Below are 23,951 nucleotides of genomic sequence, written 5' to 3' on the forward strand. Positions count from 1 at the left end.
ATACCCCGCCCCACACGACAACGTCGGTCTCCACGACCACAACTGGATCGTGAAGACCGACGTCACGCTCGGCCCGGATTAACCAACAGCGTCCCGATTCCCCCGGGGGCGGGCCGTTCACCGTTTCCGCCCCGGACGCGGCAGCCAGGCCTTTCGCCCCGGACGCGGTACCTACGCCGTGCGGACCGGCCGCGCCGCGTCCGCCGCCCGGGACGGCCCACCGTCGAGGACGACGGTCTCCTCCGCGTCGAACTCCACGCCGACCACGTCCCCGACCTCCGGCGCCGCCCGCAGCGCGCACGCGGCTTCGAGGCGCGGCGCGTTCTCCGGCTGAAGCTGTACGGCGACATGGGTGCCCTTGAAGGTGCGGGCGGCCACCGTGCAGCGCAGGCCGTCGGCGGGGGGCACCAGGCGGACCCCGGCGGGCCGCACGAGCAGCGCGCGCGGGCCCTGCGGCGCGCCCGCCGGGACGGGCACCTTGCCCCAGGGCGTGTCCGCGGCCTCTCCGGTCACCGCGCAGTCGGTCACGTTGTCGAAGCCGAGGAAGCGGGCGACGAAGGCGTCGGCCGGCCGCTGCCACACCTCGAGCGGCGTCCCGGACTGGGCGATCCGCCCGTCCCGCATGACGACGACCCGGTCGGCGAGCGCGAACGCCTCACCCTGGTCGTGGGTCACGGCGAGCACGGTGGTGCCCAGCCGGCCGAACAGTTCCCGCAGTTCCACGACGAGCCGCTCGCGCAGCGACCGGTCGAGCTGGCCGAGCGGTTCGTCCAGCATCAGCAGCCGCGGCCGGGGCGCCAGCGCGCGGGCGAGCGCGACCCGTTGCTGCTCACCGCCGGACAGCGCGGCGACGGCCCGCCGTCCGGCGCCCGGCAGGCCGACGAGTTCCAGCAACTCCCGTACGCGGGTGCGCTGTTCGGCCTTGGACGCGCCGTGCATGCGCAGCCCGAACGCGACGTTGCCGCCGACGTCCCGCTGCGGGAACAGCTGGTGGTCCTGGAACATCAGCCCCACCCCGCGCCGGTGCGCGGGCACCCCCGCCTGGTCGCGCCCGTCCAGCAGCACCCGCCCGGCGTGCAGCGGCTGGAGCCCGGCGACGGCCCGCAGCAGCGTGGACTTGCCGCTGCCGCTGGGCCCGAGGACGCACACGATCTCGTGCTCGGCGACGTCCAGGCCGACCGCGTCGAGCACGGGCCGACCGCCGAGCCGCACGGTCGCGGCTTGCAGGCTCAGCAGCATCAGAACTCCCCGGTCCGGTCGGTCCGCAGCCGCTCCAGCACCAGCAGCGCCACGGCGCACACGATCATCAGAATCGTCGAAAGGGCCATCGCCTGGCCGTAGTTGAGGTCCCCGGGCCGTCCCAGCAGCCGCGCCACCGCCACCGGCAGCGTCGGACGGTCGGGCCGCGCGATGAACACGGTCGCCCCGAACTCGCCGAGCGACACCGCGAAGGCGAACCCGGCCGCGATCAGCAGCGCCCGCCGCACCAGCGGCAGGTCCACCTCGCGCCACACCCGCCACGGCGACGCGCCGAGCACGGCGGCGGCCTCCCGCAGACGGGCGTCCACCGCGCGCAGCACGGGCAGCATGGTCCGTACGACGAAGGGGACGCCGACCAGCGCCTGGGCGAGCGGCACGAGGATCCAGGAGGCCCGCAGGTCGAGCGGTGGCTCGTCGAGCGCGATGAGGAACCCGAAGCCGACCGTCACGGCGGACACGCCGAGCGGCAGCATCAGCAGCGCGTCGAAGCCCCGCACGAACGCCCCCGCGTCCCGCCGGGTCAGCGCGGTGGCGGCGAGAGCGCCGATCACCACGGCGATGGCGGTGGCGGCGACGGCGTACTGGAGCGAGATGCCGACGGCCTCGATCGGCGGGACGAGGAACACTCCGCCGTCCTCGCCGGTCAGCGCCCGATAGTAGCCGAGCCCCGGCGCGTCCAGGGAGCGCCGCACCAGCACGGCGAGCGGCAGCACGAGCAGCACGCCGACGGTCGCCACGACGCCCGCGAGCAGCGCCCACTGCCCCGCGCCGTGCGGCCGGCGGGCGGTCACCGAGGCGTCGACCAGCCGCAGCGCGGTCTCCCGGCGCCGTACGGTCCAGGCGTGCAGGGCGAGGACGGCACCGAGGGCCACGAACTGGATCATCGTCAGGACGGCCGCCGTGGACAGGTCGAAGATCTCCGACGTCTGCCGGTAGATCTCGACCTCCAGCGTCGAGAAGGTGGGCCCGCCGAGGATCTGGACCACACCGAACGACGTGAAGGTGAACAGGAAGACCATGAGGGCCGCGGCGGCCACGGCGGGCGCCAGCGCGGGCAGGGTGACCTGCCGCCAGGCCCGCAGCCGCGAGGCGCCGAGCATCCGCGCGGCCTCCTCCTGCCGCGGGTCGAGCTGGGCCCACAGCCCGCCGACGGTCCGTACGACGACGGCGTAGTTGAAGAAGACGTGGGCGAGCAGGATCGCCCACACGGTGGTGTCGAGCCGGACGCCCCACAGTTCGTCCAGGAGCCCGCCGCGGCCGACGAGCGCCAGGAACGCCGTACCGACGACGACCGTCGGCAGCACGAACGGCACCGTCACGAGTGCCCGCAGCACCTGCTTGCCCCGGAATGCGAAGCGCGCGAAGACGTACGCGCCGGGGAGCGCGATCAGCAGCGTGAGCGCCGTGGAGACGAACGCCTGCCAGGTGGTGAACCACAGCACGTGCCGGACGCCGGGCTCCTGGAGCACGTCGGCGATCCGGCCGAGGTGCCAGCCCTCGCCGGTCTTCAGGCCGCGCGCGACGATCGCGGCGACCGGGTAGGCGAAGAAGACCGCGAAGAACGCGACGGGCAGGGCCATCAGCCCGAGCCGCGCCGCGTTCCCGCGTCGCCGTGCGGCGGCCCCGGTCACTTCAGGACGAGCGAGGTCCACGACTTGACCCACTGGTCACGGTGACCGGCGATCTTCGCCGGCTCCAGGGTCTGCGGGTCCTTCGCCTGCGGCCCGAACCTGGTGAACTCCTCGGGCACCTCGGCGTCCTCGCGCACCGGGTACACGAACATGTTCAACGGCATGTCCTCCTGGAACCGCTTGCTGATCAGGAAGTCCAGCAGCGCCTTGCCGCCCTCGGGGTTCTTGGCGTTGCTCAGCAGCCCCGCGTACTCGACCTGCCGGAAGCAGGTGCCCCCGGCGACACCGGTCGGCGCGGTGCCGGGCCTCGGGTCGGCGAAGACGACCTCGGCGGGCGGCGAGGACGCGTACGACACGACGAGCGGCCGGTCGCCCTTGGCCTTCCTGCCGCCGGCCGAGCCGGAGAACTCCTCGTTGTAGGCCTGCTCCCAGCCGTCGACCACCTTCACGCCGTTGGCCTTGAGCTTCTTCCAGTAGTCCGGCCAGCCGTCGTCGCCGTACTTGGCGGCGGTGCCGAGCAGGAAGCCCAGGCCGGGCGAGGAGGTGGCGGCGTTCTCGGTGACCAGCAGGTTCTTGTACTGCGGCTCGGTCAGGTCCTCGAAGGTCTCGGGCGGGGTCAGCTTGTGCTCGCTGAACCAGGCCTTGTCGTAGTTGACGCAGATGTCGCCGGTGTCGACGGGCGTGACGCGGTGCTTGCCCTCGTCGGCCCGGTACTGCGGGGCGATCCGCTCGGAGTCCTTCGGCTCGTACGGCTGGAACAGGCCGTTGTCGAGCGCGCGGGAGAGCAGGGTGTTGTCGACGCCGAAGAGGACGTCACCCTGCGGGTTGTCCTTGGTCAGGATCGCCTTGTTGACGGCGGTGCCGGCGTCGCCGTCCTTGAGGACCTTGACCTGGTAGCCGGACTCCTTCTCGAAGGCGGCGACGACGCTCTTGGAGGCGGCCCACGAGTCGTGGCTGACCAGGGTGACGGTCTTGGAGCCGCCGGAGGACGCCCCGTCGTCTCCGGACGAGCCGCACGCGGCCAGGCCGCCCGCCATGCCGAGCCCGACGACCGCGGCCGTCAGCCGCTTGATGGTGATGTTCACGGAAATTCCTCCTGGGGTTGACCAGGAAGAGACGCGGCCCTGCCCGCGACCCCTGGGGGTCCGCGGGCAGGGCGCAACAGCTCGAGTGATGACCGATCTCCCTACCCAGAATGACCTGGGCGAGGTTCGGAGGGTCTGCGGCCGGTACCGCACTCTCAGCGCTGTGGCGCTCCCCTGTCGGAATATGCAGATGTTCGTACTGCTGGTCAGGTTACCTCTCGGTGGCGGCGAGCTGACCACACGCCCCGTCGATCTCCTGGCCACGGGTGTCCCGGATGGTCACCGGCACACCGTGCGCGGCGATCGCCTCGACGAACGCCTTCTCGTCCTCGGGCCGCGAGGCGGTCCACTTGGAGCCGGGCGTCGGGTTCAGCGGGATCAGGTTGACGTGCACGGGCCTGCCCCTGAGCAGCCGGCCGAGCCGGTCGCCACGCCACGCCTGGTCGTTGATGTCCCGGATGAGCGCGTACTCGATGGACAGCCGCCGCCCGGACTTCTCCGCGTACGCGAACCCGGCGTCGAGGACCTCGCGCACCTTCCACCGCGTGTTGACGGGGACGAGGGTGTCGCGCAGTTCGTCGTCGGGGGCGTGCAGCGAGATCGCGAGCCGGCACTTGAAGCCCTCGTCGGAGAACCGGTGGATCGCCGGGACGAGACCGACGGTCGACACGGTGATGCCGCGCTGCGACAGCCCGAGCCCGTCCGGCTCGGGGTCGGTGAGCCGGCGGATGGCGCCGACGACGCGGCTGTAGTTGGCGAGCGGCTCGCCCATGCCCATGAAGACGATGTTGGACAGCCGGGCGGGCCCGCCGGGCACCTCACCGTCCCGGAGCGCCCGCATCCCGTCCACGATCTGGTGGACGATCTCGGCGGTGGACAGGTTCCGGTCGAGGCCTGCCTGCCCGGTCGCGCAGAACGGGCAGTTCATCCCGCAGCCCGCCTGGGAGCTGATGCACATGGTGACCCGGTCCGGGTAGCGCATGAGCACCGACTCGACGAGCGTCCCGTCGAACAGCCGCCACAGCGTCTTGCGGGTGGTCCCCTGGTCGGTCGACAGATGCCGCACGACCGTCATCAGCTCCGGGAGCAACGCCTCCTGAAGCCTGGGCCGGGCGGCGGCCGGGATGTCGGTCCACTGCTCCGGCTCGTGCGCGTACCGCGCGAAGTAGTGCTGCGAGAGCTGCTTGGCACGAAACGGCTTCTCACCGATCGCGGCAACAGCCTCCTTGCGCTCGGCAGGCGTGAGATCGGCAAGATGCCGCGGCGGCTTCTTGGCTCCGCGCGGGGCGACGAAAGTAAGTTCTCCGGGCTTAGGCATGGCTGTACCAGTGTCGCAGATCCACGGAGGCCGCCCGCCGGGCCGCCGGACCGGCGTCCCGCAGGCGGGTCAGAAGGAGTCGCCGATGAGTTCCATCACCGAGCGCAGCAGCGTCTGGCGGTGCCTTCTGCAGTACTTCCACCTCCGCCTCCGCACCCGCACCCACGGCTGTCGCACCGCCACCCCGCACGGTCTCGTCCGTCTGCCCATCCCGCTCTCCCCGTTGTGTGCGCTCATGACGCAGGCTCGCCGTCCCAGAGGACGACGAGCCTTCACCGACGGTTGCGGTACCGAGACGTCAGCCGGACCCCACGAACAGCACCAGCAGCAGCCACACCACGGGCGCGGTGGGCAGCAGTGAGTCCAGCCGGTCCATGATGCCGCCGTGCCCGGGCAGCAGCGTGCCCATGTCCTTGATGCCGAGGTCCCGCTTGATCATCGACTCGCCGAGGTCGCCCAGCGTGGCGCTGGCCGCGACCGCGAAACCGAGCAGCAGGCCCTGCCACCAGGTGCCGTCGTCGATCAGGTACTGCATGCACAGCGCGCCCGCCACCATCGCGAACGCCACCGCGCCGAGCAGCCCCTCGCGGGTCTTGCCGGGGCTGATGCGCGGCGCCAGCTTGTGCCGGCCGAACCGCCAGCCCACCGCGTACGCGCCGGTGTCGCTGACCACCGTCAGCAGCAGGAACGTCAGGACCCGCAGCGACCCGTCGTCGGCGGTGAGCATCATCGCCACGAACGTCGCCAGGAACGGCACGTAGAACGCCGCGAAGACGCCCGCGGTGACGTCCTTGAGGTAGCCCTCCGGCGGTTCCGTCATGCGCCAGACCAGCACCGCCAGCGCGGTCAGCGCCATCGCCACCCACGCGCCCTCGGCACCGCGCACATAGCCCGCGACCACCATGGCCGCGCCGCCGACCGCCAGCGGCACGAGCGGCGCCTTGATGCCCCTGCGCTCGTCGAGCCGCTTCGTCAGCTCCCACAGCCCGACGACGACGGCGACCGCGACGACACCCACGAACACGGCCTTGACGACGAACAGCGACGCGACGATCACCACGCCGAGCCCGACACCGACCCCTATCGCGGCACCCAGGTCACGGCCCGCGCTCTTCTTGTGCGGCTTCGGCGCCGGCTGCGGGGCGTCGGGCATGGGCTCCGGATTCTGCGGCACCTCCCCGTACGGGTGTGCCCGCGGCGTCTCGTCGCGGAACAAGGGGCCGCTCAGCCGAGCGGCCCCCCGGTCGTCATCCTGGTCTCCGCCGTGATCGGGTACGTCGGGCACGATGGGCATGGGACGAGTCTGCTGCGCGTCGTGCGCGTCGTACGAGGGACCCGCCGGGGCAGTCCCCTGGACATGCCCCGGGGCATATCCCTGGCCGGGGCCCCGGTCGGTGGGCCCCCAGTACCCGGCTTGTGGCGGCGCGCCCCAGGAAGAGTCGTTCATCAGACCTCGAGCAGCTCCGCTTCCTTGTGCTTCAGGAGCTCGTCCACCTGCGCGACGTACTTCGCGGTGGTGTCGTCGAGCTCCTTCTCCGCACGGCGGCCCTCGTCCTCGCCGACCTCGCCGTCCTTGACCAGCTTGTCGATGGCGTCCTTGGCCTTGCGGCGCACCGAGCGGATGGAGACCTTGGCGTCCTCACCCTTGCTCTTGGCGACCTTGATGTACTCGCGGCGGCGCTCCTCGGTGAGCTCGGGGAACACCACCCGGATGATGTTGCCGTCGTTGCTCGGGTTGACGCCCAGGTCGGAGTCGCGGATCGCCTGCTCGATGTTGCGCAGAGCGCTCTTGTCGAACGGGGTCACCACGGCCATGCGCGGCTCGGGCACGGAGAACGAGGCCAGCTGGTTGATCGGCGTCGGCGCGCCGTAGTAGTCGGCCACGATCTTGTTGAACATCGCCGGGTGCGCACGGCCGGTGCGGATCGCGGCGAAGTCCTCCTTGGCGACCACGACGGCCTTCTCCATCTTCTCCTCGGCCTCGAGGAGGGTCTCTTCGATCACCACTTGCTCCTGCGTGTCTTGAGTAGGCCCGGCTGCGGTTCCTTGTCGGGGCGGCGGCCGGCTGCGTCGCGTCTTCTTCCTGCACGGTTCCCGACCGGCAGGACATTGTCCATCCCCCGGCCGGTCAGTCCCGGCTTCCTTGGTCACCCACAAGCGTGCCGATCTTCTCACCCTTGACGGCGCGAGCGATATTGCCCTCCGACAGAAGCTCGAAGACGACGATCGGCAGCTTGTTGTCGCGGCACAGCGTGATCGCGGTGGCGTCGGCGACCTTCAGATCGCGCGTGATGACCTCCCCGTAGCCGAGGTGGTCGAACTTCACCGCGTCGGGGTTCTTCTTCGGGTCGGAGTCGTAGACCCCGTCGACACCGTTCTTGCCCATCAGCAGCGCCTCGGCGTCGATCTCCAGAGCGCGCTGCGCGGCGGTGGTGTCGGTGGAGAAGTACGGCATGCCCATACCGGCGCCGAAGATGACCACGCGGCCCTTCTCCAAGTGGCGCACGGCGCGCAGCGGGATGTACGGCTCGGCGACCTGCCCCATGGTGATCGCGGTCTGCACGCGGCAGTCCACGCCCTCCTTCTCCAGGAAGTCCTGGAGGGCGAGGCAGTTCATCACGGTGCCGAGCATGCCCATGTAGTCGGAGCGGGCCCGGTCCATGCCGCGCTGCTGGAGTTCCGCGCCGCGGAAGAAGTTGCCGCCGCCGATGACGGCCGCGATCTGTGCCCCGTCGCGGACGACCGCCGCGATCTCACGGGCGATGGCGTGCACCACGTCGGGGTCGACCCCCAGGCCCCCGCCGCCGGAGAAGGCCTCTCCGGACAGCTTCAGCAGAAACCGGCCGGGTACTTTGCCGTCGTCGCTCTTCTGGGCCTTGGTGCTCATGGGAACTCGCCTCTTTTACGTGTCGCACATACGAAGAAGGCCATTGCCGGTGGGGCGTGGTTCGCATCCCATGCTCGGCAATGGCCTCCTCGTCAGATCTGCTGTCGCCCGCACCACGCGCGTGCGGAATGGCTTCCGCGGGCGGCATGGCCGACTGCACTCGACCCTATAGGGGCCGGGTACCGGTCGCGGTACGGACTCAGATGCCGACCTTGATGCGCGTGAAGCGCTTCAGGGTGACACCGGCCTCGTCCAGGACCTTCTGGACGGACTTCTTGTTGTCGAGCGCGTACGGCTGGCCCAGCAGCGTGGCGTCCTTGAAGAAGCCGTTGAGGCGACCCTCGACGATCTTCGGCAGGGCGGCCTCGGGCTTGCCCTCGGCGCGGGTGGTCTCCTCGGCGACGCGGCGCTCGGTCTCGACGACGTCGGCCGGCACGTCCTCCTTGGAGAGGTACCTCGGCGCGAAGGCGGCGATGTGCTGGGCGACGCCCTTGGCGACCTCCGCGTTCGGCTTGTCGAGCTCGACGAGGACACCGATCTGCGGCGGCAGGTCGGGCATCGTGCGGTGCATGTACGCCGTGACGTAGCCGTCGGAGAACTGCGCGAAGCGGTCCAGGACGATCTTCTCGCCAAGGTTGGCGTTGGCCTCGTCCACGAACGCCTGGACGGTCTTGCCGGCCTCGATCTCGGAGGCGAGCAGCGCCTCGATGTCCGCCGGGGAGGTCTTGGCGACGTGCTCGGCGATCGCCGTGGCGACCGACTGGAACTTCTCGCCCTTGGCGACGAAGTCCGTCTCGCACTTCAGCTCGACCAGGACGCCGGAGGAGTTGTCGTCGGCGATGATCGAGACGACCGCGCCGTTCTCGGCGGAGCGGCCCTCGCGCTTGGCGACGCCCTTCTGGCCCTTGATACGGAGCGCCTCGACGGCCTTCTCGACGTTGCCCTCGGCCTCGTCCAGCGCCTTCTTGCAGTCCATCATGCCGGCGCCGGTGAGCTCGCGGAGCTTCTTGACGTCGGCGGCGGTGTAGTTCGCCATGAGTCTGTGTGTCTTTCTGAAGTCTGGAAGATCGAAGATCTACGGAGTCTGCCGTCCACGTCCAGTGGTACATCCGTGGGGACCGTGGACCGCTGACACACCGCTGACCTACGGGTGAACGGCGGGAGCGGACTTCATGTCCCCGCTCCCGCCGTCAACACCGACACTGACGGGTCAGGCCTGCTCGGCCTCGGCGGCCGGAGCCTCGGCGGCGGGCTCCTCGGCGGGCTTCTCGGCCTCGGCCTCGGGCGCTGCCTCAGCCTCGGGCGCTGCCTCGGCGGCGGGGGCGGCCTCGGCGGCCGGGGCCTCGTCGGCCTTCTTGTCGCCCTCGAGCAGGTCGCGCTCCCACTCGGCGAGCGGCTCGCCCGCGGCCTTCTCGCCCTTGCCCTCGGTCGCCACGCCGGAACGGGCGATGAGGCCCTCGGCGACGGCGTCCGCGATCACGCGGGTGAGCAGGGTGACGGAGCGGATCGCGTCGTCGTTGCCCGGGATCTTGTAGTCGACCTCGTCGGGGTCGCAGTTGGTGTCGAGGATGGCGACGACCGGGATGTTGAGCTTCCGGGCCTCGCCGACCGCGATGTGCTCCTTCTTGGTGTCCACGATCCAGACGGCGCTGGGCACCTTCTGCATCTCGCGGATACCGCCGAGGGTCTTCTCCAGCTTGGCCTTCTCGCGGGAGAGGACGAGCAGCTCCTTCTTGGTGAGGCCGGAGGCGGCCACGTCCTCGAAGTCGATCTGCTCAAGCTCCTTGAGGCGCTGCAGACGCTTGTAGACGGTCGAGAAGTTGGTGAGCATGCCGCCCAGCCAGCGCTGGTTGACGTACGGCATGCCGACGCGGGTCGCCTGCTCGGCGATGGCCTCCTGCGCCTGCTTCTTCGTACCGACGAACATGACCGTGCCGCCGTGGGCGACGGTCTCCTTGACGAACTCGTAGGCGCGGTCGATGTACGACAGCGACTGGAGCAGGTCGATGATGTAGATGCCGTTGCGCTCCGTGAAGATGAAGCGCTTCATCTTCGGGTTCCAACGGCGGGTCTGGTGACCGAAGTGGACGCCGCTCTCCAGCAGCTCCCGCATCGTGACGACGGCCATGGCCGCTCTCCTCGTGTTTCTCGGTTGTGCCGCGGAAACCGGACGGCTTCCGCGCCTGACGCCCGCGTGCGCCGTGCCGCGAAGGACCGAGAGGCGCTGACACCTGGACACCGGCTCGCGCCGGGCCCCGGTGTCGGGGCGTGCGAAGTCGACCCGGTGACCCGGATCGCCACCAGAAGTGTACGGGACCCGGAAGCCACCGGGTGACGCCGATACCCACAACGCGGCGGTTGTCCACAGGCCCGAGCGCCGACCACCGAACGTGCGGCACGGTTCCTGACATGCGAACGAGGCGATACGGGTGGCCGGGTACGGGGTTGCTGTGGATGTTGACGGGGGCGGTGCTGGGGACCGCGGTACTGACGGGAGCGCCACTGACGGGGGCGGCTTGGGCGGGGGCGGCTCGGGCGGGCAGCCCGGGACCGCTGGTGCCGGCCACCGCATCGGCCCCGGCCGCGTCGGGGCCCGGGGCGCCAGGCCCAGGGCTACCGGGCCCGGGAGTACCGGCCGTGGGCAGGGCCTGGCCGGTGGGCCTGCGCCCCGTGGTGCTGCGCGGCTGGGACCCGCCCGCCACGCCGTACGGCAGGGGCCACCGGGGCGTCGACCTGGCGGCCCCACCGGGCGCACCCGTACGGGCCGTGGCCCCGGGGCGGGTCTCCTTCGCGGGCCGGGTCGCGGGACGCGGAGTGGTGTCGGTGGAGCTGACGGGCACGGGCACACCCCCACTGCGCACGACGTACGAACCGGTGCGGCCGTCGGTGCGGGAGGGCACCGAGGTGGCGGCCGGCGACATCGTGGGCACGCTGGACCCGTCCGCCCACTGCGGCGGCCCCGCCTGCCTGCACTGGGGCCTGCGCGCGACAGACACCTACCTGAACCCGCTGGCCCTGCTCCCACCGTGGCTGGCGGGCAACACACCACCGAGACTCCTCCCGGTACTGGGAGTGCCTCTACCGGAGTGACACCGGACGCACGGCGTCGAGGCCGGCGTGGGGACGGCACAGCGACCGCGACGTCAGCCGCTACGCCGAGCCGTCGGCACCCCGCCGGACGCCGCTCTCACCCCCGCACGCCTCCCAGCACCATCGACACCGCCGCCTCCGTCACGACCCCCGGCTCCTCCGCCGCTCCCAGCTCGATGCGGCGTACGGCCGCGTCGACGACGCCTTGGAGCAGCAGGGCCGCCAGGCGCGGCTCGGCGTGGCCCAGCTCCTCCAGCGCTTCGACGATCATCGCGATCAGCGCGCCGTGCGCCGCCCGGATCCTCTCCCGTGCCCCGGGGTCCAGCTCGCTCGCGGAGATCGCCACGACGGCCCGGTGCCGCCGGTCCCCGACCAGCTCCAGCTGCTTGCGGACGTACGCCTCGACCTTGGCCTCGGGCCCGTCGGCCCGGTCCATCGCCGCCTCGACCTCGGCCGCCCAGAGGGGGAAGTCGACCTGGCACAGTTCCTCGACCACGGCCGCCCGCGAGCGGAAGTACTCGTACACGGACGAGCGCGCGAGCCCCGTGCGCTCGGCGAGGGCCGGGAAGGTCAGCGCCTCCGTCCCGCCCTCGGACAGCAGGGAGCGTGCCGCGTCCAGCAGGGCGGCTCGCTGCATCGACCGGTGCTCGGCCACGGAGGCCGCTCGAATCCTTGGCACGCCGTCCAGCTTACGGAGGGACCGCTCCCGGTGGGAGAGACACCGGCCGGACTGTCCTCTTCCGGCCGGATCAGCGGCCGAAGCCGGCCAGCTTCGCCCGCAGCTGCAGGACCGACTTGGTGTGGATCTGGCTGACGCGGCTCTCGGTCACCCCGAGCACATTGCCGATCTCGGCGAGGGTGAGGCCCTCGTAGTAGTACAGCGTGACGACGGTCTTCTCCCGCTCGGGCAGGGTGTTGATCGCCCGCGCCAGGAACCGCCGCAGCTCCCGGTCCTCGGCCACTTCGACCGGGTTGTCGGCGGTGGTGTCCTCCAGGGTGTCCATGAGGCTGAGCCGGTCGCCGCCCTCGCCTCCGACGTGCAGCAGCTCCTCCAGCGCGACCACGTTGGCCAGCGACAACTGGCTGAACACCGCGTGCAGGTCGTCCACCGCGATGCCCATCTCGGTGGCGACCTCGGTCTCCGAGGGGGTCCGCCGCAGCCGGGCCTCCAGGGTCGCGTAGGCGCGCTCGACGTTGCGGGCCTTCTGCCGCACCGAGCGCGGGATCCAGTCGAGCGCCCGCAGTTCGTCGATCATGGCGCCGCGGATCCGGGTGATCGCGTACGTCTCGAACTTGATCTCCCGGTCGATGTCGAACTTCTCGATCGCGTCGATCAGCCCGAACACTCCGGACGAGACGAAGTCGGCCTGTTCCACATTGGGCGGCAGGCCGACGCTGACCCGTCCCGCGACGTACTTCACGAGCGGCGAGTAATGGAGGATGAGCTGCTCCCGCAGCCGCTCGTCCCCGGTCGCCTTGTACGACCGCCACAGTTCGTCGAGCGTCGAGGGAGCGGGCGGCCGCACGCTGCCACCGTCACGGGCGGCTGGGGGGATGGCCGCCCGGTCGGACCCGGAGGTGTGCTGGGGCATTCGTCGCCTTGTGCCGTTCTGCTGTGGAGTGGTGGTACCTGGGTGAGCTGTCGGCCTGATGCCGAGTTGCGCTCTGCGTCGCAATCCTCGTGAGCGTAGCGTGACTGCAGTGTCGCGGTGTGCGAAGACGGCGGCGGCGGGGGTGCGCAGATACGTTCCGCAGGGCGCTCCCCGGGGGCACCGTGATCGCTGTGCGTGATCACCGGGATGGGCCAACTACGGGAATTCCCAAGGGCGTCGGCGTTCCCTCGGACGGCCGAACACGCTCCGTCAGGACGGGCGCCGGCCGTCCCGGACCGACATCACCGCCTGGCGTGTCAACTTCCAGCCGTCGTCATCTCGTTCGACGTATCCAAGTGCTCTGAGTTCGTACAGTCTCGCGATCGCCTCGTCCTCGGTCGTCTGAGCGCCTCGCGCGATCTCCGCCGTCGTCGCCGCGCGGCGCCCGGGCAGGGCGGCGAGGACCTGCCGGGCGTGGGGTTGCAGCAGGTCACGGGGCAGTACGGGGCCGCGCCGGTCGGGGGCGAGTTCGCCGATGTCGCCGACCATCTCGATGACGTCCGCGGCGTCGGTGACGAGGACGGCGCCGCCGCGCAGCAGTTCGTGCACGCCCGCGGAGAGGCCGCTGGTGGCCGGTCCGGGTACCCCTATCGTGTGGCGCCCGAGCCGCTGGGCGGCGCGCGCGGTGACGAGTGAGCCGCTGCGGTGGGCGGCCTCGACAACGACGGTCCCGCGGGTGAGCGCGGCGATCACCCGATTGCGCAGGACGAACCTGCTCGGGGTCGGATGGTCCCCGGGCGCCAACTCGCCCACCACCAGCCCTTGTCCGGCGATTCTGTTGATCAGCCCGGTGTGGCCGCGCGGGTAGGGCCGGTCGACGCCGCAGGCCAGCACGGCAATGGTGGCTCCGCCGGCGCCGAGGGCGCCCCGGTGGGCGGCGCCGTCGACGCCGTAGGCTCCGCCGGAGACGACGACCCAGCCGCGTCCGGCCAGGTCGGCGGCGAGGGTGGCGGCCATGTGCGCGCCGTACTCGGTGCAGGCGCGGGCGCCGACGACCGCGACGGACTTCAGCGCCCACATCCGCAGGCTGGGCCGCCCCCGCACCCAGAGCCCCAGCGGCCGGGCGTCGCCGAGGTCGTCGAGCTGGCCGGGCCACTCGGCCGCGCCGGGCCGCACGAACCGCACACCGGCCTCCCGCGCCACGGTGAGGTCCCGCCGGGGATCGGCCTGCCCGGCCCGCGCGAGCAGCCCCGCCCACCGCGTCCCGCTCACCCCCGGCAGCGGCGGCGCCCCCTCCCTGAGCCGCCGCGCCACTTCATCCGCCCCGAACTCCCGCACCCACCGCCCCCCGACCTCGTCACCGGGTTCCAGGACCCGGGTGAGGAAGACGCGGTCGAGCAGGTCACCGGCCGGGTCCTGACCGGCGCTCACGTCAGCGCGCCGATGGCCATGGGCACCCCGCGGGGCACTCCGGTGCGCAGTTGCAGCGCGAGGGCGACGTCGGCGGCGTCCGGCTGGTCGTGGCCCACGAGGTCCGCGACGGTCCAGGCGACCCGCAGGACCCGGTCGATTCCCCGGGCGGTGAGCGCGCCGCGCTCCAGGCTCCGCTCGGCCTCGTCCATGGCCCCGGGCGCGGCCGACCAGCGACTGCGCAGCTCGCGTCCGGGCACCTCGCTGTTGGTGCGCCACGGGCTGCCGGCCAGCCGTGCCGCCGCCCGCTCCCGGGCTGCCCGTACCCGGTCGGCCACGGTGGCGGTGGATTCGCCGCGGGTGCCGGGCCGGGTCAGCTCGGCGCGCGTCACGCGGTCCACCTCGACACGGAGGTCGACGCGGTCGAGCAGCGGGCCGGACAGTCTGGCCTGGTAGCGGCGGATCGCGGAGGGAGCGCACTCGCAGAAGTCGTCCTGCTGGGAGAAGCGGCCGCACGGGCAGGGGTTGGCCGCGAGCACCATCTGGAACTTCGCCGGGAAGCGCACGACTCCGGCGCTGCGCGCGATGACGACGTGTCCCGCCTCCAAGGGCTGGCGGAGGGCGTCGAGGGCGTGACTGCTGAATTCCGGCGCCTCGTCCAGGAAGAGCACGCCCCGGTGGGAGAGCGAGACCGCTCCCGGCCGTGCGATGCCGGGGCCGCCTCCGACCAGGGCCTGCATCGTCGCCGAGTGGTGCGGGGCGCAGTAGGGAGCGGTGTCGATCATGGGTTTGCCCGGTGGCAGCAGGCCCGCCACCGAGTGGACGGCCGTCACTTCGAGCGCCTCCTGCCTGCCGAGCCGGGGCAGGACCGCGGGCAGCCGCTCGGCGAGCATCGTCTTCCCGGCGCCCGGCGGCCCTTCGAGGAAGAGGTGGTGTCCCCCGGCCGCGGCCACTTCCAGCGCCGTGCGCGCCGAGATCTGGCCCACGACGTCGGCGAGGTCGTGCCCCTGGTCGTGCTGGGCGGCGCCCGTGCTGTGCATGCCCGTGGCGGCTCCCGTGCCGGGCACGCGCAGGCCGGCGAGGAGCGGGTCCGGGCGGCCCGGTTCGTCGGGTTCCTCGTCGGGCACCGGTTCGTCGGCGAGGACGGCGATCAGCTGCCGCAGGCTGCGGACCCCCAGGACCGACACCCCCGGCACCAGTGAGGCCTCCGCGGCGGCGCACTCCGGCACGACGACCTGCTCGTACCCGGCGTCCGCCGCGGCCAGCACGGCGGGCAGGGTGCCCCGCACCGGCCGCACCCTGCCGTCGAGCCCCAGCTCCCCGATCATCACGATGTCGGCGAGGACCCGCGGGTCGATGCGTTCCGCCGCTCCCAGGACAGCTGCCGCAACGGCCAGGTCGAATCCGCTGCCGCTCTTGGGGACGGACGCCGGGCTCAGGCCGACCGTGAGCTTCTTCTGGGGCCAGGTCGCCCCCGAGTTCACCACCGCGGCCCGCACCCGGTCGCGGCTCTCCGTGAGGCTCTTGTCCGGCAGCCCGACCAGGGTGAACGCCGCGACGCCGGGTTCGAGGTCGGCCTGGACCTCCACGACGACGCCCTCGACGCCGACGAGGGCCACCGAGCACGTACGGGCGAACGCCATCACGACACCCCCCGCGCGTGCTCCACGACCGCCGCGCCGCGCCGCGGGAGCAGCACGCCCACCAGGTCGATGCGGACGCCTCCCGGCGGTGCTCCGCCGTGGGTGTGGAGCCAGCGCTCGGCGAGCTGCCGCAGCCGCGCCGCCTTCTGCGGGGTCACCGCGGCCATGGGGTGCTCGAAGGCGCTCCCCCTGCGGGTCTTGACCTCGCACACCACGAGGACGTCCCCGTCCCGGGCCACGATGTCGATCTCGCCGGTCCTGCCGCAGCGCCAGTTGCGCTCCAGCACCGTCATGCCGGCCTCGGTCAGCCGCCGCGCGGCCAGACTCTCGCCGTACTTGCCCATCGCACCTCGTGCGCTCATGTCGGCACCACCTCCGGCGCCAACATTGCGGGCAGCTCAGCGAGCCGTGTGATCTTGGTGGACAGATCAGCGGTTGTGGAAAACTCCGTCACCCTTGTGGGGGAGGACGACGGGCTGAGGGTGGGCAGCGTCAGCCGTCACCCGTCGGCATTCAGCCGCCCGGCAGCTCCAAATCACTCTTGTTGAGCTCCTCAATGTTCACGTCCTTGAACGTGAGCACCCGGACCTGCTTCACGAACCGCGCCGGCCGGTACATGTCCCACACCCAGGCGTCCGCCATGGACACCTCGAAGAACACCTCGCCCTGGACCGAGTGCACCTGCATCTCGTAGTCGTTGGTGAGATAGAAACGCCGCTCGGTCTCGATCACGTATTTGAACAGACCGACGACATCGCGGTACTCCCGGTAGAGCTTCAGCTCCATCTCGGTCTCGTACTTCTCGAGGTCCTCGGCGCTCATGGCATGTTCCCCTTCAGCCGTGCGGTTCCACCATTGTGCGCCGGTCCCGCGGACCCCTAGACGATTTCGGTGTCCAGGGTCACGGGTCCGGCCGGAGGACCTTCGTCGAGCAGCGTGCGCAGCAGCTCGGCGAGTCTGGTCGGATACACCGTCTCATGTGCCCGGGTCAGTTCCTGACACGTCCACCAGCGCGCTCCGGCGACACTGCGCCGCTCCAGCTCGGTCAGGCCCCGCGCCTCGGTCGCCGTCCGGGTCGTACGAGCCAGGTAGTACCACTCGTCCTGGTCCCAGCGCCGGCCGGCGAACGGGAAGGAGCACGTCCGCCGCCAGAGCACCGGGCCGAGCTCGACCTCGGTGATGCCGGTCTCCTCGGCGAGTTCCCGCAGGGCGGCCTCTTCACGTGTCTCGTCGCCCTCCACGCCGCCGCCGGGCGTGAACCACCAGTCGTCGGCCGGGTCCTCGGGCTCGTGGCCGTGCAGCAGCAGGATGCGGTCCTGCGGGTCGAGCAGGACGACCCGCGCCACCTTGCGCAGCCCGGCCGCCGGGGCAGGCAGCCCGCCCGCGGTGGTGTCGCGGTCGCCCGCGTCCGTCGCCTCAGCGGGCACCGGCCGGCTCCATCCCGGCCCGCGCGCGGGAGGCGCTTCTCCGCTTGGCGACGGGCCCGTACGCCGCGCCGCCGAGGACCAGCACGGCCCCGCCCAGGATCAGCGCCCCCATCGTGCGCAGCGGCCCGGGCGTGGAGAGGCTGCCGAGGGTCTCGAAGCCGGTGGGGCGCTCCAGCATGCCGTTCATGGGCCATACGACGGCGTCGACGCGGCCCTCGACGGAGCTGCGCGCGACGGTTCCCTTCGCGGCGTCCGCGAGGTGGGCGGTGGAGTCCACGGAGTTGCCGCGTTCGTCGCCGAGCAGGAACAGCCGACCTTCGGGGACCGTCACGGTGGGAAAGTTGGCGGCCCCCGCCGCGTCGCCCTCGGCGAGGTAGGGCTCGTCGATCTCCTTGCCGTTGACCCTCAGCTTGCCGTCCCGGCAGCAGGCCACGGTGTCGCCGCCGACGGCGACCACGCGCTTGAGCATCGGAACGTCGGCCCAGCTGGTGTCCTCGAACACGACGACGTCGCCGCGGCGCACCTCGGCGCCGTCGACGCGCTGCGCGAGCACCCGGTCACCGGCGTCGATCGAGGGCGTCATCGAGGTGGTGGGCACGGTGTACGGCCGGTAGACGGCCGCTCCCCAGGCGAACCCCCCGAGGAACAGCACCAGGCCCAGTGCCACCGCCAGACCGGACAGGACCTGCCCGGTCCGGGTGCCCGCCGGGCCGCTGTTCGTGCCGCCGCTGCGCGGGGCCGTACGTGTCGTGCTCTGACCACCCATGGATCCGCACCCTACCCGGCGGTACCCGGCCCGGTCAGCCCGTGGGCCGGGAGCGGGGTCACAGCTCCACGAGGGCTTCACGAGGCCCTGCTCACCGGCAGGCCCCACGGCACCGGGCCAGGTCGCGGCGCGGACGGCGACCCGGACGGCGGCACAGGCGGCGGCCAGGACAGCGGCGACCGCGTCAGCGGGTCTGCGCCACCGCGATCCGCCGACGGCGCCACAGCGCGAACGGCACGACGCCGACGAGGGCGAGACCCTGCGGCGCGACCGACAGGGCGGCGGCCGGCGCCGCCTTCAGACCCTCCTGGTCGAAGGTGTCGGGCACGGGCAGCGTGTCCCAGCGGTTGACCGGCCAGGCCACGACGACGGCCCGCCCGACGACGTCCTCGACCGGGACCATGCCGCCGTTCTTGTCGGACCGGTTGTAACGGGAGTCGCGGGAGTTCTGCCGGTGGTCGCCCATGACCCAGACGTGACCCTCGGGAACCTTGACCTTGAACTGGCCGCCCTGGTCGTCCATGCTGCACGGCGTGTTGCCCGGGTAGACGTACGGCTCCTCGTTGAGAGCCTTGCCGTTGATCTTCAGCGGGCCGGTGCCCTTGCACTCGACCGTGTCGCCGCCGATGCCGACGACCCGCTTGATCAGGTCCTTCTCCTCGGCCGACGGCATGAGGCCGATCCAGCTCAGGAACTCCTGGAGGGCGTTCGGGTCGGCGGTCGGCTCGCCCGCCAGCCAGTTGTCGGGATCGTGGAAGACGACGACCTCGCCGCGCTCGGGCTCGGAGCCGAACCACGGGGTGAGCTTGTCCACGAGGACGCGGTCACCCTGCTGGAGGGTGTTCTGCATCGAGTCGGAGGGGATCGAGAACGCCTGCACCAGGAACGTCTTGATCAGCAGCGCGAGCACCAGCGCGATACCGACCAGGATCGGCAGTTCCTTCCAGAAGGAGCGGGGCTTCTTCGGCTTCGGGGCCGGCCCCTGCGGCTCCTGGTCGTCGGTCCTGGTCTGCTCGCCCGTCACCCTGTCGTCCTCGCCCGCTCCGGAGCCACTCCCGGAGGTCACGGCGCTGCCGGAGGCCGGGACGGCCGACTCCACGGGTCGTCCGCGGTGATCCTCGCCGTCGTGTCCCGACCGTGCGCCTACCGCCACATCCCCCACGCCAACTCCTTACCTCTCGCCGCTGCCTGCCCCATCCGCGACGCAGGCCCACCACTCCCATAACGAGCGGGAGTTCCGCAGGGGTCGGGAGCTGAATCAGTCTTTCCGGTTCGATTGCCGCAGCTGTTGCCGGATCGTCAGGTGCAACCCTATGCGACAGCTCCGCGGCAGCGGTCTCCACGCCACCCCGGTCGGCCACGGAGGCGTACGTTTTCGGCTCTTCGAGAGTGCTCCAGTGGCCCAGCGGCCAGGCGATGACCACGGCCCGGCCGACCACCTCGTCCTCGGAGACGGTGCCCCGGTGGCCGGTGTCCTGGTGGTAGCGGGAGTCCGCGGAGTTGGAGCGGTGGTCGCCCATCACCCACAGCCGCCCGTCGGGGACGGTGACGTCGAAGGGGGTGCTGGAGGGGGCGTTGCCGGGGAAGAGGTAGTCCTCCTCCAGGGGGACGCCGTTGACGGTGACCCGTCCCTCGGCGTCGCAGCACTTGACGCGGTCGCCGCCGACGCCGACGACCCGCTTGATCAGGTCCTTCTCGTCGTCGGACGGCAGCAGGCCGATGAAGGTCAGGCCTTCCTTGATCTGCTTGACGACGACGGGGTCGCCCTTCTTCTGCGTGGCCGCCTCGCCCTGGAGCCAGCCGCCGGGGTCGCGGAAGACGACGACGTCACCGCGCGCGGGCCTGGAACCGAACCACGGGGTGAGCTTGTCGACCAGGACCCGGTCGCCGATCCGGATGGTCTGCTCCATGGAGCCCGACGGGATGACGAAGGCCTGTACGAGGAACGTCTTGAGCACCAGGGCGATGAGGACGGCGACGCCGACGAGGAGGGGGACCTCCTTGACGGCGGAGCGCCTGCGGCGCCGCTTGACCTTGCGCTGGAGCTTGCGGCGCTCCGCGCGCGTACGGCCACCGGCCGGGCCGCTCGCCCGCCGGGTGCCGGTGGGCAGCAGGTTCTCCGCGGGGCTGCCGGGCCCGCCGCGTGGTTTGCCGTGGTTACCCATGGGCGCCCTCCGCGGCCGGCACACGCGCGTAGGCGTCGGGACGCGCGAGGCGGGTGGCGCGGCCGAAGGGCCACAGGATCCAGTCGGCGCGGCCCACGACCTCGCCGACGGGGATCATGCCGCCGCCCGGCGAGCCGAGGTGGTCACGGGAGTCGCTGGAGTCGCTGCGGTGGTCGCCGAGCACGAAGAGGGTGCCGTCGGGGACGACGACGTCGAAGCGCACCGTGGACGGGCTGTCACCGGGGTAGAGGTATGCCGACTCGTCGACCGACCGGCCGTTCACCTGGAGTCTCCCCTCCCCGTCGCAGCAGACCACGTGGTCTCCGCCCACACCGACAACGCGCTTGATGTACTCGGCGTCCCCGAAGTACCCGCGTCCGTCGAAGACGACCACATCACCGCGGAGCGGCTCGGCGCCGAAACGGTATGCCAACTTGTTTACGAGAACGCGGTCGCCGATCCTCAGTCCGCGTTCCATGGATCCGCTGGGGATCTGGAAGGGCTGCAGCACGAACGTGCTGAACAGCAGCAGGAAGACCAGGCAGAGCAGCAGGGTCGGGGTGATCCGCCCGCCGGGCAGCCGGCCGGCGAGCCGCGGCACCAACGCGAAACGCGACCGGTCCTCCTGCTCCGTCGGATCCGAGGTGTCCTCGGTGCCGGCAGGGCGGGAGGAGCGGTCGCGCTCCATCGGCTGTGCTTCGGTGTCCATCGGGGCCAGATGCTATCCGGCCCTCGCGTGGATCCCGGCGCGAACTCAGCTCTCGCGCTTCTCCTTGATCTTCGCCGCCTTGCCGCGCAGCTCGCGCAGGTAGTACAGCTTGGCGCGGCGGACGTCACCCTTGGTGACGAGCTCGATCTTCTCCACGATCGGGGTGTGCACCGGGAAGGTGCGCTCGACGCCGACGGAGAAGGAGACCTTGCGGACCGTGAAGGTCTCGCGCACTCCGGAACCCTGGCGGCGGATCACCACGCCCTTGAACTGCTGCACACGGGAGCGGTTGCCCTCGATGACGCGCACGTGGACGTTGACGGTGTCGCCGGGGCGGAAGGCCGGAACGTCGCTGCGCAGCGACGCGGAGTCGACGGAGTCGAGCAGGTGGGACATGTCGTCTGCTTTCTTCGCTGATGCCACAGGTCATCAGCGGCACTAGGGAGATTCGGTTCGGGAGTGTGCGGGTCGGAGCGGGCGTCGTCTCCCCCTGTGGCAGGGGCGCGCGCCGGACGGACGCACAACAGCGGCCTATTCTTCCACGCCGTCGGTCCTGCGCCAAAATCGGCCGTACGGCTCTCCGTCCGGGTCGGGTGCCCAGCCCAGGATGGAGAGCATCTCGCGGTCCTTCTTGTCGAAGGCCTTGGGGTCGCACCGTTCGATGAGGTCGGGCCGGTGGGCGGTGGTGCGGCGCAGCGCCTCGTCGCGGCGCCAGCGGGCGATCTTCCCGTGGTGGCCGCTGAGCAGGACGTCGGGGATGCCGCGCCCGCGCCACTGGGGCGGCTTGGTGTAGACGGGCCCCTCCAGCAGGCTCGCCATGGCGCCGGGCGCGAAGGAGTCGTCGCGGTGGGAGTCCGCGTTGCCGAGGACGCCGGGCAGCAGCCGGGCCACCGCCTCGGTGACGACGAGGACGGCCGCCTCGCCGCCGGCGAGGACGTAGTCGCCGATGGACACCTCGTAGACCGGCAGGCGGGTGGCGTACTCGTCGATGACGCGACGGTCGATGCCCTCGTAACGGGCCGGTGTGAAGATCAGCCAGGGCCGTTCGGAGAGTTCGACGGCGAGTTCCTGGGTGAAGGGCCGGCCGCTGGGCGTGGGCACGATGAGGGCGGGCGCGCGGGAGCCGGTCTCGTAGCCGTCGGCGAGTACGCAGTCGAGCGCGTCCCCCCACGGCTCGGTCTTCATGACCATGCCGGGGCCGCCGCCGTACGGGGTGTCGTCCACGGTGTTGTGGCGGTCGTACGTCCAGCGGCGCAGGTCGTGGACGTGCACGTCGAGTTGCCCACGCGCGCGTGCCTTGCCGACCAGGGAGACGTTCAGCGGTTCGAGGTACTCGGGGAAGATCGTGACGACGTCGAGACGCATTTACGCCTCCTCCCGGGAGGAGGCGATCTCGGCGCGGTCGTCGATCAGGCCGGGCGGCGGGTCGATGACCGCGCGCTGCTCGTCCAGGTCGATCTCGGTGACGATCTCCTGGACGAACGGGATCAGCACCTCGCTGCCGTCGGGGCGCTCGACCACGAACAGGTCCTGCGAGGCCAGGTGGGAGATCTCGGTGATGCGGCCGACCTCGGTGCCGTCCACGGTCACCACGTCGAGGTCCATCAGCTGGTGGTCGTAGTACTCGTCCTCGCCCTCGGGCAGTTCCTCGGGGTCGACGTCGGCGATCAGGAGGGTGTTGCGCAGCGCCTCGGCGGCGGTGCGGTCCCGCACGCCCTCGAAGCGCAGCAGGAGACGGCCGCTGTGCACGCGGCCGGTCTCGATGGTGAGCGGGCCGGCCGAGGGCGGGTCGGTGGCCAGGACGGCGCCGGGGGCGAGCCTGAGCTCCGGTTCGTCGGTGCGTACCTCGACGGTGACCTCGCCCTTGATGCCGTGGGCACGGCCGATGCGAGCGACTACCAGCTGCACTGTTGTGGATCTCCTGTCATACGACTGCGGGCCGGGGACGGCCCACTGGCCCTCCCCGGCCCGAGCCGGTGCTGCGTTTGCGTCAGCGGACGTGGTCCACGTCGACGAGGTCGACGCGGACACCGCGGCCGCCGATGGCGCCGACGACGGTGCGCAGAGCGCGTGCGGTGCGGCCGTTGCGGCCGATCACCTTGCCGAGGTCGTCCGGGTGGACCCGGACCTCGAGCACCCGCCCGCGGCGCAGGTCGCGCGAGGCGACCTGCACATCGTCAGGGTTGTCGACGATGCCCTTCACGAGGTGCTCGAGAGCCTCCTCGAGCATGCTCAGGCCTCGGTCGAAGCGGACTCAGCGGCGGCCTCGTCCTTCTTCTCAGCCTTCTTCTTCTGGGTGATGGCCTCACCCTTGCCCTCGTCGTCACCGCCGAGAGCCTCGAACGACGGGCGCGCCGGCTTCTCGGCCGGCTGCAGCAGCGGAGCCGGGGCGGGCTCGCCCTTGAACTTCTGCCAGTCGCCGGTCTTCTTCAGGATGGCGAGCACGGGCTCGGTCGGCTGGGCGCCGACAGAGAGCCAGTACGCCACGCGCTCGCTGTCGACCTCCATCACCGACGGGTTGTACGTCGGGTGGTACTTGCCGATCTCCTCGATGGCCCGGCCGTCACGGCGGGTACGGGAGTCGGCGACGACGATGCGGTAGTGGGGCGAACGGATCTTGCCCAGACGCTTCAGCTTGATCTTGACTGCCACGGGAGTGGGTTCTCCTGGATTTGACGTGGTTGGGCACGGCGAGACGGCCGCGTGGGGTTGCGGTACCCGAGTGCCCGATGGACGCGTCAGCCGGAGGAGAGAGGGGTCCTGTGCGGCTGTCGAGTACAGCTAGCCATTGTGCCACACCCCGCGGGTCACCCTTGACGGAGGCCACGTCGGGGCATGCCTGGGGAGCACCCGGCGCCCGAGGGCGTCGGGTGCACGGCCCGGCCCGCCAGGCGACGTGGGGGGGGGCCGGGGCCCCCCCCCCCCCCCCCCAACCCCCCCCCCCCCCCCCCCGGGGCGGGGCCCGCGC

General features: G+C 71.6%; 25 protein-coding genes, 1 pseudogene and 1 riboswitch. Of the genes and pseudogenes, 1 reads left to right on the forward strand and 25 read right to left on the reverse strand.

Features of this window, described 5'->3' with window-relative positions; all coding sequences use genetic code 11:
• Window positions 1–171: 171 nt before the first annotated feature.
• From AB0M97_RS29675 to rpsB, 9 genes are all read right to left on the reverse strand, one after another.
• Window positions 172–1,239, reverse strand: coding sequence for an ABC transporter ATP-binding protein (locus AB0M97_RS29675; RefSeq protein WP_365964071.1), 1,068 nt, complete (start codon window positions 1,237–1,239; stop codon window positions 172–174).
• On the reverse strand, window positions 1,239–2,912 hold the full coding sequence (locus AB0M97_RS29680; protein ID WP_365964072.1) for an iron ABC transporter permease: 1,674 nt from the start codon (window positions 2,910–2,912) through the stop codon (window positions 1,239–1,241). Before AB0M97_RS29680 ends, AB0M97_RS29675 begins: the two co-directional genes overlap by 1 nt.
• Entirely contained in the window at window positions 2,888–3,976 is a 1,089-nt protein-coding gene (locus AB0M97_RS29685; RefSeq protein ID WP_365964073.1) for a thiamine ABC transporter substrate-binding protein, read from the reverse strand. The genes AB0M97_RS29680 and AB0M97_RS29685 overlap by 25 nt, the downstream gene beginning before the upstream one ends.
• Window positions 3,977–4,056: 80 nt before the next feature.
• Window positions 4,057–4,162: riboswitch (TPP riboswitch) on the reverse strand.
• A 25-nt stretch (window positions 4,163–4,187) separates the two neighbouring features.
• Window positions 4,188–5,294: a 23S rRNA (adenine(2503)-C(2))-methyltransferase RlmN gene (gene rlmN, locus AB0M97_RS29690; protein WP_365964074.1), complete on the reverse strand. Its 1,107-nt coding sequence runs from the start codon at window positions 5,292–5,294 to the stop codon at window positions 4,188–4,190.
• A 298-nt stretch (window positions 5,295–5,592) separates the two neighbouring features.
• Entirely contained in the window at window positions 5,593–6,741 is a 1,149-nt protein-coding gene (locus AB0M97_RS29695) for a phosphatidate cytidylyltransferase (protein ID WP_365964075.1), read from the reverse strand.
• Window positions 6,741–7,298: a ribosome recycling factor gene (gene frr / locus AB0M97_RS29700; RefSeq protein ID WP_029385531.1), complete on the reverse strand. Its 558-nt coding sequence runs from the start codon at window positions 7,296–7,298 to the stop codon at window positions 6,741–6,743. Before frr ends, AB0M97_RS29695 begins: the two co-directional genes overlap by 1 nt.
• A gap of 124 nt (window positions 7,299–7,422) precedes the next feature.
• The gene (gene pyrH, locus AB0M97_RS29705; protein ID WP_365964076.1) at window positions 7,423–8,181 is read right to left on the reverse strand and encodes a UMP kinase; all 759 of its coding nucleotides are present in this window, start codon (window positions 8,179–8,181) and stop codon (window positions 7,423–7,425) included.
• Window positions 8,182–8,380: 199 nt separating this feature from the next.
• A complete protein-coding gene (gene tsf, locus AB0M97_RS29710; RefSeq protein WP_365964077.1) occupies window positions 8,381–9,217 on the reverse strand; it encodes a translation elongation factor Ts in 837 nt (278 codons plus the stop codon).
• 174 nt (window positions 9,218–9,391) lie between these two features.
• On the reverse strand, window positions 9,392–10,309 hold the full coding sequence (gene rpsB / locus AB0M97_RS29715) for a 30S ribosomal protein S2 (RefSeq protein WP_365964078.1): 918 nt from the start codon (window positions 10,307–10,309) through the stop codon (window positions 9,392–9,394).
• Window positions 10,310–10,590: 281 nt separating this feature from the next.
• Here rpsB and AB0M97_RS29720 point away from each other — a divergent pair, with 281 nt between their 5' ends.
• Window positions 10,591–11,271, forward strand: coding sequence for a M23 family metallopeptidase (locus AB0M97_RS29720; protein ID WP_365964079.1), 681 nt, complete (start codon window positions 10,591–10,593; stop codon window positions 11,269–11,271).
• A 97-nt stretch (window positions 11,272–11,368) separates the two neighbouring features.
• Here the strand turns inward: AB0M97_RS29720 and AB0M97_RS29725 are convergent, their stop codons facing one another.
• The 16 genes and pseudogenes from AB0M97_RS29725 to rpsP all read right to left on the reverse strand — a co-directional run bounded on the left by AB0M97_RS29725 (window position 11,369) and on the right by rpsP (window position 23,635).
• On the reverse strand, window positions 11,369–11,926 hold the full coding sequence (locus AB0M97_RS29725; protein WP_365964089.1) for a helix-turn-helix domain-containing protein: 558 nt from the start codon (window positions 11,924–11,926) through the stop codon (window positions 11,369–11,371).
• A 94-nt stretch (window positions 11,927–12,020) separates the two neighbouring features.
• Window positions 12,021–12,863, reverse strand: coding sequence for an RNA polymerase sigma factor WhiG (whiG, locus tag AB0M97_RS29730; RefSeq protein WP_365964080.1), 843 nt, complete (start codon window positions 12,861–12,863; stop codon window positions 12,021–12,023).
• 270 nt (window positions 12,864–13,133) lie between these two features.
• Window positions 13,134–14,294 (reverse strand): DNA-processing protein DprA, encoded by a 1,161-nt coding sequence (gene dprA / locus AB0M97_RS29735; RefSeq protein WP_365964081.1) that lies wholly within the window; start codon window positions 14,292–14,294, stop codon window positions 13,134–13,136.
• Complete coding sequence (locus AB0M97_RS29740; RefSeq protein WP_365964082.1) at window positions 14,291–15,916, reverse strand: YifB family Mg chelatase-like AAA ATPase; 1,626 nt, start codon at window positions 15,914–15,916, stop codon at window positions 14,291–14,293. The genes dprA and AB0M97_RS29740 overlap by 4 nt, the downstream gene beginning before the upstream one ends.
• On the reverse strand, window positions 15,916–16,278 hold the full coding sequence (locus tag AB0M97_RS29745; protein WP_365964083.1) for a YraN family protein: 363 nt from the start codon (window positions 16,276–16,278) through the stop codon (window positions 15,916–15,918). Before AB0M97_RS29745 ends, AB0M97_RS29740 begins: the two co-directional genes overlap by 1 nt.
• 151 nt (window positions 16,279–16,429) lie before the next feature.
• Complete coding sequence (locus tag AB0M97_RS29750) at window positions 16,430–16,738, reverse strand: DUF2469 domain-containing protein (protein ID WP_003965949.1); 309 nt, start codon at window positions 16,736–16,738, stop codon at window positions 16,430–16,432.
• A gap of 56 nt (window positions 16,739–16,794) precedes the next feature.
• Window positions 16,795–17,292: an NUDIX hydrolase gene (locus tag AB0M97_RS29755; protein ID WP_365964090.1), complete on the reverse strand. Its 498-nt coding sequence runs from the start codon at window positions 17,290–17,292 to the stop codon at window positions 16,795–16,797.
• A gap of 40 nt (window positions 17,293–17,332) precedes the next feature.
• The gene (gene lepB / locus AB0M97_RS29760; protein WP_365964084.1) at window positions 17,333–18,109 is read right to left on the reverse strand and encodes a signal peptidase I; all 777 of its coding nucleotides are present in this window, start codon (window positions 18,107–18,109) and stop codon (window positions 17,333–17,335) included.
• A 184-nt stretch (window positions 18,110–18,293) separates the two neighbouring features.
• Window positions 18,294–19,271 (reverse strand): signal peptidase I, encoded by a 978-nt coding sequence (gene lepB, locus AB0M97_RS29765; protein ID WP_365964085.1) that lies wholly within the window; start codon window positions 19,269–19,271, stop codon window positions 18,294–18,296.
• Window positions 19,162–20,274 (reverse strand): annotated as a pseudogene (gene lepB / locus AB0M97_RS29770) (signal peptidase I); the annotation flags it as partial. The pseudogene lepB (AB0M97_RS29770) and the gene lepB (AB0M97_RS29765), both read right to left, overlap by 110 nt.
• The gene (gene lepB, locus AB0M97_RS29775; RefSeq protein ID WP_365964086.1) at window positions 20,267–20,983 is read right to left on the reverse strand and encodes a signal peptidase I; all 717 of its coding nucleotides are present in this window, start codon (window positions 20,981–20,983) and stop codon (window positions 20,267–20,269) included. The pseudogene lepB (AB0M97_RS29770) and the gene lepB (AB0M97_RS29775), both read right to left, overlap by 8 nt.
• Window positions 20,984–21,028: 45 nt before the next feature.
• Window positions 21,029–21,379, reverse strand: coding sequence for a 50S ribosomal protein L19 (gene rplS, locus AB0M97_RS29780; protein ID WP_184827508.1), 351 nt, complete (start codon window positions 21,377–21,379; stop codon window positions 21,029–21,031).
• 135 nt (window positions 21,380–21,514) lie between these two features.
• Entirely contained in the window at window positions 21,515–22,348 is an 834-nt protein-coding gene (trmD, locus tag AB0M97_RS29785) for a tRNA (guanosine(37)-N1)-methyltransferase TrmD (RefSeq protein WP_365964087.1), read from the reverse strand.
• A complete protein-coding gene (gene rimM / locus AB0M97_RS29790; RefSeq protein WP_365964088.1) occupies window positions 22,349–22,891 on the reverse strand; it encodes a ribosome maturation factor RimM in 543 nt (180 codons plus the stop codon).
• Between the two features lie 82 nt (window positions 22,892–22,973).
• Window positions 22,974–23,213 (reverse strand): RNA-binding protein, encoded by a 240-nt coding sequence (locus AB0M97_RS29795; RefSeq protein ID WP_005479813.1) that lies wholly within the window; start codon window positions 23,211–23,213, stop codon window positions 22,974–22,976.
• 2 nt (window positions 23,214–23,215) lie between these two features.
• Window positions 23,216–23,635 carry a 30S ribosomal protein S16 gene (gene rpsP / locus AB0M97_RS29800; protein WP_279551342.1) on the reverse strand — a complete coding sequence of 140 codons (420 nt, stop codon included), beginning with the start codon at window positions 23,633–23,635 and terminating at the stop codon, window positions 23,216–23,218.
• Window positions 23,636–23,951: the final 316 nt, after the last annotated feature.

It is taken from the genome of Streptomyces sp. NPDC051207, from assembly GCF_040682395.1.
In the GTDB taxonomy this organism is placed as follows: Bacteria; Actinomycetota; Actinomycetes; order Streptomycetales; family Streptomycetaceae; genus Streptomyces.